Below are 13212 nucleotides of genomic sequence, written 5' to 3'. Positions count from 1 at the left end.
CGTGGTCAGTCCAGATCCAGGCGCATGCAAGCGCGTGGCCATCGGTCGAGGCCGTGGTCGGCCTCCGCTGCGCGAATTGCGCGCAGTCCCGGTGTTTCGCGGGCGATCGGCAGGAACTCGAAGCCGAGGCGTCGGTAGTACGGCCCGTTCCATGGGACGGAGACGAATGTCGTCAAGGTGACCGCGGACGAGCCGCTCGTCCGGGCATCGTCGATCACCGTCTTGATAAGCGCCGCGCCGATCCCGGAGCGCCCGTGGGCGGGGCGCACCGACACCTGCTCGAGATGGGCCACTCCGTCGACCTCGGCGGCGCAGGCGTAGCCGATCGGCTGATCGTCCGCGTCGACCGCCACCCACAGACGACCGTTCGCAAGAAACGGTTCGAGTTCCTCAATCGTCATCGGTTCGTCGAACGCGACCGGCGCCATGTCGATCTCCGCGAAGAGCACACCCGCTGCCCGTTCGATCTCTCCGATCGTCGACAGTTCTGATGAACGCGCGAGGCGGATCGTCATCGATCCGCTCGCTGATAGGCCGTGACCACTGCGGCGCCGCCCAGCCCGATGTTGTGCTGGAGTGCTGCGGTCACGCCGTCTACCTGGCGTTTGTCAGCGTCACCGCGAAGCTGCCATGTGAGTTCGGAGCACTGGGCGAGACCGGTTGCGCCGAGGGGGTGGCCCTTCGAGATGAGGCCGCCGGACGGGTTCACGACCCACTTGCCGCCGTAGGTTGTCGCGCCGCCGTCGATCAGCCGCGGCGCGTCGCCTTCGGCGCACAGTCCGAGAGCCTCGTATAACAGCAGTTCGTTCGCTGAGAAGCAATCGTGCAGCTCGATCACCTGGAACTCGTCCGGGCCGAGGCCGGACTGGTCGTACACGCGTCGTGCCGCTTGCACGTTCATGTCGTACCCGATGAGATTCTTCGCCGATCCGTCGAAGGTGCTCGCGAAGTCCGTCGTCATCGACTGTCCGACGATCTCGACCGCTCGCCCAGCGAGGCCGTGCTTGTCGACGAACGCTTCGGACGCGAGCACAACGGCGCCGGAACCGTCCGACGTCGGCGAACACTGCAGCTTCGTCAGCGGCTCATAGATCGAGCGCGACGCGAGGACTTCGTCGAGGGTGTACTCGGCCTGGAACTGCGAGTACGGGTTGTTCACCGAGTGCCGGTGGTTCTTGACGCCGATCTTCGCGAAGTGCTCGGCGGTACTGCCGTGCTGCTGCATGTGCTCGCGGCCGGCGACGCCGAACATCCACGGCGCGGGCGGCATCGCGAACTCGGCGATCTTCCCGAGGGCGGTCATGTGCTGTGCGAGGGGGTTCTCGCGGTCGTCGAACGTTGCTCCAAGGGAGCCCGGCTGCATCTTTTCGAATCCCAAGGCCAGGGTGCAGTCGGCGAGCCCACCGCGGATCATTTGAGCCGCCATGAACAACGCAGTCGACCCCGTCGAACAGTTGTTGTTGACGTTGACGATCGGTATGCCGGTCAGGCCGAGTTCGTACGCGGCACGCTGACCAGCGGTCGACTCACCGAAGACGTAGCCGACGTAGGCCTGCTCGATGTCGGTGTAGTCGACGCCGGCGTCTTCCAGAGCTGCCGTTCCTGCTTCTCGAGCCATGTCGGGGTAATCCCACACCGAGCCGTCGTCGTTCCGACGTCGCCCGGGCTTCTCGAACTTGGTCATCCCGACACCTATGACGAAGACCCTGTCGCCTGCCATTCTTGTTCCTCTTCCGTCTCCGATTTCTGTAACCGGTTCTACCGCACGACGTGCCGAGGGTGTTTGATTTTGCCCGTTCGGCTTTCGTCGAGGCGATCTCAGCGGTCCGCGTAATCGAACAAACGTTTTTGTCAGAGGTGATCTATATCATTTAGCTAGTTTCCGGTTGACGCCGGGGGCGAAGGTTCTTTGACAAGTCGATAGCGCGCTGCAGTCAGGCGAACCCGTTACAGACTGCTCGTTCCTCGGGTGAGAGTGCGAGCCAAGGGAGACTCGCAGCGGCATTGGCCGGGCTGGTGACCCGGCACTTCGTGACAGCCGACGGGCACCACCCGCTTGTGGGTGGGTGGTGCTGTCGGAGGTCGCTGCCGAACCGCTGGTGGTTCACGCTTGTTGCCACCCCTTTGGTTTTAGGAGGTTTGTCATGTTCATGTCTATTGTGCGCGAGCTCACCGACAGAATCGTCGACGAACTCGCACCACCCACCGCCACCGAGACCGACTCCGGGCAGTCGACCAGGTTGGCCTGCCGTCTGGCGTCGGCGAGCAAGGTCGGCGCCGACGACGCCGACATTCTGTCGGCGATCGTGGAAGTCGCCCGGGCCCGCAATGTTCTCGACGCGGCCCAAGCACAACTGGTTCGCACCGCGGAGCGGGCGGGGATCCCGTTCCGCAAACACCTCCGGTCAGCGAAGATGCTGCTGACCGAGATCGGTGTCCCACCCGCCGTGGCGGATCGAACTGTTCGCAATGGTCACCACGCCGAGCGGTTCGCCAACGTCGGACGCGGGATGCGCGACGGGTCGATGTCCGCGGAAATCGCCGATGCGATCGGAGTCGGTGTTGCGACCGTTGCGAAGCGGGTTCCGCTCGACCCCGACGAGCAGCAACGGTTGGCCCGCAAGCTCGCGTTGAACACCACGCCGGCCGAGGTGAAGGCCGCGGCGAAGCGGGAGGCGATCGCGTTGGCCGCGGACTCGGATGATCCGGATCTGATTCCGGCGTCGGAGAATCCGGAACTCAACGAGATGTCCCTGTATCTGAACGACGAAGGACGCGTCGAGGCCACCATGGATCTCGACGTCGTGACCGGTGAAGAGTTGAACGCGGCTCTAGATCCGCTGTGCAGGCCGGTGCCGTTGCCGGACGGCACGGCTGATCCGCGGTCCGCGAGGCAGCGCAGGGCTGATGCGCTCGGGCAGATCATCCGGACGTACCTGTCCGGATCGGACAGGCCTACCAGCGGCGGTGTCCTACCGCACGCGAGCATCGTGATCCCGGCCTCCGGGGTGCCTGGTGATGGGGTCGCCAGGCTCGGGTTCACCGGGCCCGTCTCTCCGGCGACGGTCGCGTTGAGTCTGTGCACTTCGGCGGTCACCAGGATCACCGTCGACGGAGGAGGCGTCCCGCTGGATGTGGGGCGGGAGCAGCGGTTGATGACACCCGGTATTCGGAAGGCCCTCGCTGCGAGGGACTGCGGATGCGCATTCCCCGGCTGCGGACGACCAGTGACCTGGACTGACGCCCATCACTGCACGCCCTGGTCAGAAGGAGGCGCGACCAGCCTGGGCAACGGAGTGCTGTTGTGCCGGATGCACCACACACTGATCCACCAGAGCGGGTGGGAGGTGTTCATCGGCCACGACGGCCACCCCTGGTTCCTCGAACCGGCCGACCCGGCACGGCCCGATCGACCGCGGATCCCGATCAGGTCCCACGCGAGGAGAATCCTCACCTCTAGTGCCTACGCGGCGTGAGATGGCCGGGCGGTCACCAGAGGGCGCTCACGCGGGACGCTGCCTCCACCAGTGCACGACCGAGGTCGGTGCGTTCGGCGGCAGGCACCGCCGATCTCAGAACACCGAGTTGCAACTCGTAATCGGTCGAACCGCGCTGTGCAACCGGCGCAGCGAGATAACTGAGTGGCAGCGGGCTGCGCGTGTTGAGATCGTCCAAGCGATATGCGCGCGAACTCAACTCGGAGAGCTGTCGCGTCGCCGATCGACGGACGGCGGGGTCGATCAACATCGGCCCGACCGCCCCGAGGAGATCCGCGAGCGATTCGACAAGGGACGCGTCGCTGGACGCGGGACGATACGCCGCATAGCCGAGCGCCCGCACGACGTCGAGCACACCGTGACGACGGTCCGGGTCAGCGCCATGCGCTCCGGCCCACGCCGCTTGCTCGTCCTCCCCGCGCATCGCCATCACGGCTGCACCCGCGGGATAGCCGACGGTCAACGACTGTCCGAGACCGAGTCCGGGAACCGGGCGAGTCTGCGAGTGGACCTTGCCGACGACCGTCATCCGGTCGGCAGTGAATCTGCTGAGGGTGGTGCCGCAGCCGGTCTCGGCGGCGAGTTCCTCCATGACAGCGATGACGTCGGGAGTGACCATCGACGACTCCCCCGGCCCGCTGCGCGACAGTCCGGCAACCGCGGCGCCAACACGGTAGCCGCGCGACGAGTCGCGGACCACCCATCCCGCGCTGTCGAGTTCGGCAAGGATCGCAGACATCGTGGGTCGGGTGATGCCTAGGGTGTCGGCGATCTGAGCGATCGTGCGAGGCTCGTCGGTCTCGCTGAGCAGTTGGATCGTCTCGACCACACGACGAGTGGGTGGTGAACCGGCCATGTGCGGCGCGTCCCCTCTTGTTTCGAACGGTTGATGCGGCTACGGTGTGCCGGATATTCACACCGTATTGATCGAATATTCGATTAGCAAGGGGTCAAAGGAACATGCTCGAGAAGTTTCAGATGGACGGGCGCGTGGCGATCGTGACCGGGGCCGGACGTGGAATCGGCGCGGCGATCGCGCTCGGATTCGCCGAGGCGGGCGCCGATGTCGTCATCTCCGCGCGCACCGACTCCGACCTCGCGGACGTGGCGTCGCAGATCACCGCCATTGGACGTCGTGCAGTGAGCGTCCCACTCGATCTGGCGTCCGCGGATCCGGCAGCTCTGGTCACGGCCGCAACGGAGAACTTCGGCAGGCTCGACGTGATCGTCAACAACGTCGGCGGCGCGATGCCCAAACCGTTCATGAACACATCGGTCGACGACCTGGTGGGAGCGTTCTCCTTCAACGTCGGCACAGCACACGCACTCTGCCTCGCTGCTGTGCCCGAAATGCTGAAGAACGACGACGGCGGATCCATCATCAACGTGTCGTCATCGATCGGACGGTTCGCCGGCCGCGGCTATTTGGCGTACGGAACCGCCAAGGCCGCAGTGGCCCACTACACGCGGCTCGCGGCGGAAGACCTCGCCCCGCGCATTCGAGTGAACGCGATCGCACCCGGGTCGATCCTCACGCCCGCGCTCGGCTACGTCGCACAGAACGACGACATGCGGACCGCCATCGAGCAGAAGACACCGCTGCGCCGGATCGGTGAACCCGACGAGATCGCCGCTACCGCGGTCTACCTCGCCAGCGACGCCGGCCGATATATGACGGGCAAGATCGTCGAGGTGGACGGCGGTCTCGGCGCCCCGAACTTCGCACTGCCGATCCCCGACCTGTGACACTCGCCGACAACCCGCCACACCACTCCCCGATGAAAGGCTCTCCCGATGACCACTCCCGACACGATCCGCGAGATCGAAGAACTTAAGTACCGCTATCTGCGAGCCGTCGACACCCGCGACTGGGACGCCCTCGCGGAGACGCTCACCGACGACGTGGTGACCGACTACGGCACTCAGATGGGCGGAAAGAAGCTCGCGTTCACGAGCCGCGATGCGGTGCTCGACTACTTCCGCGGCGCGATGAAGGGCACGTTGATCACCGAGCACCGTGTGGACCACCCCGTGATCCGCGTCGACGGCGACACCGCAACCGGATCCTGGTACCTGCAGGACCGAGTGATCGTCCCCGACTACGACCGGATGATCATCGGAGCCGCCTTCTATCGCGACGAGTACCGGCGCACCGACGGCGGCTGGAAGATCTCCTCGACAGGCTACGACCGAACCTACGAGGCCGTCGGGATCCTGTCGGCAGGCGGATGGCACATCACACCGGGACCGGCGGTCAACTGAGTCGTCACCACGGGGTACGGTCGGCCGATGGGTACGAACAAGGACGGTACGTTCAGCGCTGAGTTCGTCGACGAACTGGACGAACTTCTTCGCTGGCGCCGCGACGTCCGTCGGTTTCGGCCCGATCCGCTCGCCGACGGCGTCCTCGATGAGATCCTCGCATCCGCGGAACTCTCCCCGTCGGTCGGCAACAGTCAACCCTGGCGATGGGTCCAGGTCGTGTCCGACGCTCCCCGCGCGGCGGTCAAGGCGAACTTCGAGCGGTGCAACGCCGAAGCCCTGGACGGCTATCGGGGCGAGAAGGCGAAGATGTACACGGGTCTCAAGCTCGCCGGACTCGACGACGCACCCGTCCACCTCGCGGTCTTCTGTGTCCCCGAACCGGATCAGGGCGCAGGCCTCGGACGACGAACGATGCCACAAACGCTCGAGTACTCCGTGGTCACGGCGATCTCCACCCTGTGGTTGGCCGCCCGCGCTCGGGGTGTGGGTGTCGGCTGGGTGTCGATCGTGGAACCAGACGCAGTCGCCCGGGCGTTGGACGTCCCGGGCGACTGGATTCTTGTCGGATATCTGTGTGTGGGCTATCCGGAGACGCTGGAGCAGACACCGGAGCTGGAACGGCTCGGGTGGCAGGCTCGCACTTCCCCGGAAGTCCGCTACGAGGTGCGCTGAAGCGCGATCTCGGTGATCAGGTCGTCTACCAGCGGCCACTCGCCGAATCCCGATGCGGGATTGAGGTGCCCCGCGTCTCCGAGGTCGACGAGCCTGCTGCCCCACACTTCGGCCAATCCGGCGCTGGTTCGCATACGTGCCAGCGGGTCGTTTCGACTGGCAGCCAGGACCGACGGGAACGGGAGCCTGGAACGCGGAATCGGCGCCCACCCCTCGGCGGCCAACTCGGCGGGCCGCGGGTGCGGTGCGGGCCAGACGACGTCGAAGTCGGGCGGCGTCGCCAGCACGGCACCGATCACCGAGGCTGTCGACGTACCGTGAGTCCGTGCCCAGTGAACCGTGGCGAGCACACCTGCGCTGTGGGCGAGCAGGATGACCGAACCGTTGACGTCGGCGACTGCGTCTTCGATGAGCGCGGTGCGGGCGTGCAGGTCGTGCCACCGGTCCGTCGGCGGGAATCCGACGGTGACGGTTCCGGGTGTCCGGGCCGCGTACAACTCCTGCCAGTGCGCCGGTGCATCGCCGCGGAGGCCGGGGACGATCACCACCGTCGGCGCGCTCATCGGTCGACTCGTGTCGACAGCGCCTGCAGCTTCGCTAGGCCACGCGGGTGCAGACGTCGTCCGATGTACATCGCGGCGGCTGCCGGGAGGTAGACCAACGGCGCGATCGCGAGGGCGTCGGCAAGCGACATGTGGTCGGCGAGCACGCCGATGATGAACGGCGCCGCGGCGAGGCCGAGGAGATTGTTCGCCAAGGTCAGCGTTCCCATGGCTGACGCTTGAACCGACTTGTGGGTCAGCGACGCGACCATCGCGGCCGTGGTGCCGGAACAACCTGCCGAGAAGAACGCGCCGACCGCCATCAGCGTCAATTGGAGTCCGCCGGTCGGAAGCTGGAACGCGATCATCAACGAGACGAATGCGAACGAGCAGAATCCGATGCCTGCGGTCCATTTGCGGGTGGGGTCCTGTCGACTGACGCGGTCGGCGATGACGCCGCACACGATCATGCCGGTGCCGACGAGGAGGACGAAGAACGCTGCTGCGCCGCCCGCCTTGTCGACGGTCATCGTGTACTCCTCTTTGAAGAACGTCGGCAGCCACGTCAGCATCACGGCGGCCATGAACATCTGGAGGCCACTCCCGAGATAGGCACAGATGACAGCCGGATTGGTGAACAGACTCGACAGCGGAGCTCTGGCACCCTTGGGCGTTTCGACCTTCGCGGGCGTGGCGGGGGCGTCGTCGACGGTCTGATGCCGGCGGACCCTCGTCTCGGTGACGATCACCTTGAACGCTGCGACGAGGAGCAGGCCGAGCACAGCCATCGCGCCGATCGACCAGCGCCATCCGAAGTGGACGGCGACGACACCGCCGACGGCGGTCCCGATCATGGTCCCGAACGATCCGCCGGCCATGAACGCCGCGGACAGGGCCGCATGAACACGTGGAGCGAACAGGCTCAGCACCAAGGCGATGCCGACACTGCCGTATGCGGCCTCGCCGACACCGACGAAGAAGCGAGCTATCAGGAGCTGTTCGTAGCTCTGCGCGAACGCACACGCCAGTGTGGCGATCGACCACAGGATCGCCATGACCACCAGGCTGCGGACCCTGCCCCACCGGTCGGCGAGAATCGAGATCGGCAGTGTGAGCAGTCCGACCATCAGAGCGACGACCGAGATCAGCGAACCGAGCTGTCCCTTGTCGAGGGCCAGCTCCTCCCCGAGCGGCACGAAGACCGCGGCGAGCACCTGCCGGGACATGTAGTCCGACAGCAGCAGAGCGAATGCGAGTCCGAACACGATCCACGGGTAGATCCGCCTGCGGGACGAGGTGCGTCCCACAGGCAGATCAACCGTGGCCGGTGCATCGAGCGCCGCGCGAGGCGTCATGAGGGCCATTGTCGTCTCAATCCTTACGCGTGCTGGGTGAAACCGAGCTGACCGGGCTGACGATTCGGCGCGTAGCCGAGCTTGGCGAGCGTCTCGTCGACCGAGTCGTACTGCTCACCGATGCGGTAGATGTCGCGGGCTTCCTTGCCGGTGGCGACTTCGCGGCCGAGCTCGTTGCTGATGCGGACGAGTTGGCGGACCTGCTCGACCGACGTGATCTTCTCGCCCTTGTGGCGCCAGATGGTGTCCTCGTTGCCGCAGCGGGTGTGCAGACCCATCGCGATGGCCAGGGTGTTGACCGGGAGCACCGACCGCATCAGCGTCTCGAGGGTCAGCATCGCGCCGTCCGGGACGCGCTGCATGAAGTTGGTGATGTTGTACGGGTTGGGGCCGTCGAAGCCGCCGCCGATGCCGACCCAGGTCAGGTTGAGCGGGCCCATGTACTTGCCGCGACGGATCAAGCGCTCCACGGTCTCCAACTGCGGGATGCTCGAGAGCTGGAAGTGCGGCTGGATGCCGTTGGCGGTGAGACGACGCAGGTGCTCTTCAACCCATGCGGGGCCGGCCGGCACGGTCATCTCTCGGTACGTGTCGTACAGCTCGGGGCGCTGCATCGAGGTGCCGGCGATGTCGTCCTCGGTCATCAGCTCCATGATGTTCATCTGGCTGGTGTTGATGGCGATGGTGACCTGATCGGGCTTCGGGTCGAGCTCGGCCAGCATGTGGCGGGTATCGTCGGACAGCCATTTCGCGTCGGCGCCCTCCCCTTCGGGTGCGAACGAGATCGAGCCGCCGACCTGCAGGATCATGTCCGGCACGGCCTCACGCAGACCGGCGAGGAGCTCGTTGAACTTGGAGAGCCGCTTGCTGCCCTTTCCGTCGAGTTCGCGGACGTGGATGTGCAGCACGGTGGCGCCTGCCTCGTAGCAGTCGACGGCCTGCTGGACGTGCTGGTCGATGCTGAGTGGCAGGTCCTCCGGGAAGTCGTCGACCTCCCACTCCGGGCCGTACGGTGCGACGGTGATGACTTGCTTCTCCTGGGTCTCCGGGAAGAACGAGTCGTCGTGGAAGTACATGGTGATCTCCTTGTGTGATTGATAGGTTCCCCGAGCGGAGTCGAGGGGTGGTCTGTGAGCGCAGTCGAGGGGTCAGTACGGCCGGTCGCCGACGATGCCTGCGCGCTCCATACGGCGGACGGCAGGCCAGTAGTCCTGGACGGCGTAGTGCTGGGTGCAGCGGTTGTCCCAGATGGCGAAGCTGTTCGGCGTCCATCGCCAGCGCACCTGGAACTCGGGTACGGACGCCTGGCGGACCAGGTAATTCAGCAGCTCGGACGCACCGGGCGCGTAGTCGTAGCCGAACCGGACGTTGTCGGGGGTGTGGAAGTTCGTCAGGTGGGTGGCGAACGCGTTGACGAACAGGATCTTCTCGCCGGTGTCCGGGTGGGTGCGGACCACGGGGTGCTCGGCGTCGGGGTACAACGCGTGCAGACCCGCGCGCTTCTCGGCAGGCATCGCGGCGCCGAAGCTGGCTTCGATGGAATGCCGAGCGGTCAGGCCCTCGATGCGAGTCTTGACGTCGGCCGGAAGCGCGTTGTAGGCGGCGACCATGTCCACCCAGATGGTGTCGCCTCCGACCGCGGGTCCTTCGACGCACCGCAGAATCGAGCCGAACGGCGGGCACTCGCGCCAGGTGGCGTCGCAGTGGAAGGCGTTCTCATAGTGTTCGGCCGGGCTGTCGAGGTCCTTGTAGATCTGGACGAGTCCCGGGTGGTCGGGATCGGACGAGGCGACCGGGTGGTCCTCCAACTCGCCGAAGCGGCGGGCCAGTGCGACGTGGTCGGCGCGGCTGATCGGCTGGTCGCGGACGAAGAGGACTTTGTGCTCGGTGAGCAGTCCGCGGAGTTGGGCGAACAGTTCGTCGTCGTGGGCGACTGCGGCCAGGTCGACGTCGAACAGTTCGGCTCCGAGGTGAGCGGTGAGGCGTTCGGCCCGGATCGCGGTGCGCGGTGCGTCGTGCATGAGTGTCATGGCGGTGTCTCCTCCGTGCGGTCAGATGGTGAGGATGGACGAGCCGGTGAGGGCGCCGGACTCGAGTTCGGTGTGGGCCCGCGACGCTTCGGCGAGCGGGTAGCTCTGGTTGACCTGGACCGTGATTCGGCCCGCGGCGATGTGCCCGAACAGTTCGCCCGCGAGTTCGGCACGCTCTTCCGGGTCGGCGATGTAGTCGGCCAGACCTGGGCGGGTCACGAACAGGGAGCCCTTGATGGCGAGCTGCATCGGGTCGATCGGCGGGACCGGGCCCGACGAGGTGCCGAAGCAGACGAGGAGCCCACGCTTGGCGAGGCAGTCGAGCGAGGTCTCGTAGGTGGCCTTGCCGATGCTGTCGAGGACCACCGGGACGCCCTTGCCGCCGGTGATCTCGCGGACCCGGGCGGCGGTGTCTTCATCGCGGTAGTAGACGATGTGGTCGACGCCGGCCGCGACGGCGACGGCGGCCTTCTGCGGGGTGGAGACGGTGCCGATCACTGTGAGGCCGAGAATCTTGGCCCACTGGGCGACGATGAGTCCGACTCCGCCCGCGGCCGCGTGCAGGAGGATGGTGTCACCCTCGCGGTACTGGGTGATGCGGCGCATCAGGTACGAGGCGGTGAGGCCGCGCATGGTGCAGGCCGCGGCGGTCTCGAACGAGATCTCGTCCGGCAGCGCGATCAGGTGGCAGGCCGGAAGCACGAAGTGGGTGCTGTACGCGCCGAGCGGGCTGCCGGTGTAGGTGTAGGTGACCCGGTCGCCGACGGCGAAGTCGGAGACGCCCTCGCCGACCGCCTCGACCACGCCGGACGCTTCGACGCCCATGCCGTTGGGCAGTGGGACCGGGTAGAGGCCGGTGCGGTAGTACGTGTCGGCGAAGTTGAGGCCGATCGCGTGGTGGCGGACGCGGACCTCGCCTGCGCCCGGTTCGCCGACGACGACGTCTTCGAGCTGGAGGACGTCGGGTCCGCCGACCTTGTGGAAGCGAATCGCCTGTGCCATGTGAATCGTGATCCTCTCAGTGGCCCGGGGGCCTCGCCGTGATGTGATGCGAACGACACTATGGGCCGCAAACTCGATAAACTGTTCCTGGCGGGACGCGGAACTATTCACATCGGGACACTGTCGTGATTGCAGTCACTATCGTCGAAAGGAGTGATGTGAAACCACTGGCTCGGTACGCCTCGCTGGCGAACTACGTCGATCTGGCGCGGTCGCTCGGAGTCGACCCGTTCGGAATGCTCCGATCGGTTGGGCTCGATCCTGGCGGAATCAGCTTGCAGGACAGGTGGATTCCCGCGGAGGCCGTCGTCGAACTGCTCGAAGCGACGGCGGCACAGGCGCAGCGCGACGACATCGGCCTGCGGCTCGCCGAACTCCGCAGGCTGTCACACCTCGGGCCGTTGAGCCTTGTGCTCCGCGAAGAGTCGAGCATGCGGAACGCGCTGACACTTCTGATTCGTCACGAGCGGATGTACAACGAGGCGTTGCACACCAGCCTGTCGGAGGCCGAGGGTGTCGCCACTGTGCGGATCGAGATCGATCTGGGCGTTCCGGCTCCGGACCGGCAGTCCATTGACCTCGGTGTCGGTGTGCTCTACTCGCTGATGAGGGAGTTGTCTCCTGCGACGTGGCGTCCGCTGTCGGTGTCGTTCACCCACTCGCCTCCGGTCGACCAGGCGATGGCGACGCGTATGTTCTCCGGCCTCGCACGATACGACCGTGACTTCGACGGAGTCACGTTCCACGCGTCCGACCTGGACACGAGGATCGGCGCGTCGGATCCGCAGCTGCTCGAGTACACACGCCGGATGCTTGCCGACACGAGTGCCGAGAATGCGCCCACGGTCGCCAAACGAACCCGTCAGCTTGTCGAGATGCTCTTGCCGACCGGACGGTGTTCGGTCGATCAGGTGGCGCGGAGTCTTGGTGTCGACCGTCGCACCGTCCACCGCCGATTGAGTGCGGAGGGGACGACGTTCAGCGCCGTCGTCGGCGACACCAGGGCGGCCCTCGCCGGCCATCTGGTGGCCGGTCGCCGCTACTCGCTGACCGAGATCGCCTCGATTCTCGGGTTCGCGAGCCCGTCGAACTTCTCGCGGTGGTTTCGCGCGCGGTTCGACTGCACCCCACGTGAGTGGCGGGCTGCGCGGTCTGACGGCAGGTGACTGCGATACTCGATTGATGGGTCCGCCGGTCACGGTGTGCCGCTCGTGATCGGAGGGATTCCGCATGGTCTACGTCGAGTCGGGTGAACGTCGTCGGCAGGTGATCGACGCTGCGCGTGTCGCGTTGATGCGTGAGGGGGTCGGTCGTGTGTCGATGCGGGTGGTGGCTGCGGAGGCGGGGATTCCGCTCGGCACCCTCCAGTACGTCTTCCCCACCAAGCTCGGTCTCCTCGAGGCTGTGATCGATGATCTCGTCGATGAGATCGCACGTGTTCTTCGGGCATCCGGATCGGTCGAATCAGGGTTGGAGAACTCGATTCGCGAGGGCGTCAGGACGTTCTGGTCGAGGCTTGTCGTCGAGCATGCGGATCTCCAGCTTCTGCAGTACGAACTGGTCACTCACGCTTTGAGAACGCCCGGGCTGCAAGAACTTCCGCGCCGCCAATACGACTCGTACGTCGATGCGGTCACCTCGTGGTTCACCGCGGCCGCGGACCGGTCGGGAGAAACGGCGGCGCTCGAGTTCAGTCAGCTCGCACGTCTTCTTGTCGGCGGAATCGACGGGCTGCTCTTGCAGAGTGTCGTGAATCCGGACAACGCCCGCTCAGAACGAGACCTCGAACGCGTCATCGACATGGTCGTCGCCGTCGCGGGCATCTCTGCCTGATCCACGGCTCTTGATC

Annotated in this window: 14 protein-coding genes; 6 read left to right on the top strand and 8 right to left on the bottom strand. The window is 66.0% G+C overall.

Annotation, left to right across the window (positions count from 1 at the left end; all coding sequences use genetic code 11):
• Positions 1–5: 5 nt before the first annotated feature.
• Complete coding sequence (locus GM1_RS02415; RefSeq protein ID WP_008376334.1) at positions 6–515, bottom strand: GNAT family N-acetyltransferase; 510 nt, start codon at positions 513–515, stop codon at positions 6–8.
• The gene (locus GM1_RS02410) at positions 512–1720 is read right to left on the bottom strand and encodes a lipid-transfer protein (protein ID WP_008376333.1); all 1209 of its coding nucleotides are present in this window, start codon (positions 1718–1720) and stop codon (positions 512–514) included. Before GM1_RS02410 ends, GM1_RS02415 begins: the two co-directional genes overlap by 4 nt.
• Positions 1721–2144: 424 nt before the next feature.
• Between GM1_RS02410 and GM1_RS02405 the strand changes: the two genes are divergently transcribed.
• Entirely contained in the window at positions 2145–3476 is a 1332-nt protein-coding gene (locus GM1_RS02405; RefSeq protein WP_008376332.1) for an HNH endonuclease signature motif containing protein, read from the top strand.
• Positions 3477–3489: 13 nt separating this feature from the next.
• Here GM1_RS02405 and GM1_RS02400 read toward each other — a convergent pair whose 3' ends face one another.
• The gene (locus tag GM1_RS02400; protein ID WP_008376330.1) at positions 3490–4353 is read right to left on the bottom strand and encodes a MarR family transcriptional regulator; all 864 of its coding nucleotides are present in this window, start codon (positions 4351–4353) and stop codon (positions 3490–3492) included.
• Positions 4354–4457: 104 nt separating this feature from the next.
• Between GM1_RS02400 and GM1_RS02395 the strand changes: the two genes are divergently transcribed.
• The 3 genes from GM1_RS02395 to bluB are packed head-to-tail and all read left to right on the top strand — an operon-like array spanning position 4458 to position 6434.
• Positions 4458–5243 (top strand): SDR family oxidoreductase, encoded by a 786-nt coding sequence (locus GM1_RS02395; protein ID WP_008376329.1) that lies wholly within the window; start codon positions 4458–4460, stop codon positions 5241–5243.
• A 48-nt stretch (positions 5244–5291) separates the two neighbouring features.
• On the top strand, positions 5292–5759 hold the full coding sequence (locus tag GM1_RS02390; RefSeq protein ID WP_008376327.1) for a nuclear transport factor 2 family protein: 468 nt from the start codon (positions 5292–5294) through the stop codon (positions 5757–5759).
• Positions 5760–5786: 27 nt separating this feature from the next.
• The gene (gene bluB, locus GM1_RS02385) at positions 5787–6434 is read left to right on the top strand and encodes a 5,6-dimethylbenzimidazole synthase (protein WP_008376326.1); all 648 of its coding nucleotides are present in this window, start codon (positions 5787–5789) and stop codon (positions 6432–6434) included.
• On the opposite strand, the gene GM1_RS02380 is transcribed toward bluB, so the two are convergent.
• From GM1_RS02380 to GM1_RS02360, 5 genes are all read right to left on the bottom strand, one after another.
• Positions 6419–6997, bottom strand: coding sequence for an RBBP9/YdeN family alpha/beta hydrolase (locus tag GM1_RS02380; protein ID WP_008376324.1), 579 nt, complete (start codon positions 6995–6997; stop codon positions 6419–6421). The genes bluB and GM1_RS02380 overlap by 16 nt on opposite strands.
• A complete protein-coding gene (locus GM1_RS02375; protein ID WP_040519376.1) occupies positions 6994–8331 on the bottom strand; it encodes an MFS transporter in 1338 nt (445 codons plus the stop codon). The genes GM1_RS02380 and GM1_RS02375 overlap by 4 nt, the downstream gene beginning before the upstream one ends.
• Before the next feature lie 23 nt (positions 8332–8354).
• Positions 8355–9407: a beta-keto acid cleavage family enzyme gene (locus tag GM1_RS02370; RefSeq protein ID WP_008376320.1), complete on the bottom strand. Its 1053-nt coding sequence runs from the start codon at positions 9405–9407 to the stop codon at positions 8355–8357.
• A gap of 72 nt (positions 9408–9479) precedes the next feature.
• On the bottom strand, positions 9480–10361 hold the full coding sequence (locus GM1_RS02365) for a TauD/TfdA dioxygenase family protein (protein ID WP_008376317.1): 882 nt from the start codon (positions 10359–10361) through the stop codon (positions 9480–9482).
• Positions 10362–10382: 21 nt separating this feature from the next.
• Entirely contained in the window at positions 10383–11363 is a 981-nt protein-coding gene (locus tag GM1_RS02360; RefSeq protein ID WP_008376315.1) for a quinone oxidoreductase family protein, read from the bottom strand.
• A 158-nt stretch (positions 11364–11521) separates the two neighbouring features.
• Between GM1_RS02360 and GM1_RS02355 the strand changes: the two genes are divergently transcribed.
• A complete protein-coding gene (locus tag GM1_RS02355; protein WP_008376313.1) occupies positions 11522–12529 on the top strand; it encodes an AraC family transcriptional regulator in 1008 nt (335 codons plus the stop codon).
• 64 nt (positions 12530–12593) lie between these two features.
• A complete protein-coding gene (locus tag GM1_RS02350; RefSeq protein WP_008376311.1) occupies positions 12594–13196 on the top strand; it encodes a TetR/AcrR family transcriptional regulator in 603 nt (200 codons plus the stop codon).
• The last annotated feature ends 16 nt before the right edge of the window (positions 13197–13212 follow it).

Origin of the sequence: Gordonia malaquae NBRC 108250 (assembly GCF_000344135.1) — a bacterium.
Classification (GTDB): Bacteria; Actinomycetota; Actinomycetes; order Mycobacteriales; family Mycobacteriaceae; genus Gordonia; species Gordonia malaquae.
Note: the sequence above shows the minus strand (reverse complement) of the source record. Positions and strands in the feature narration are given on the sequence as shown.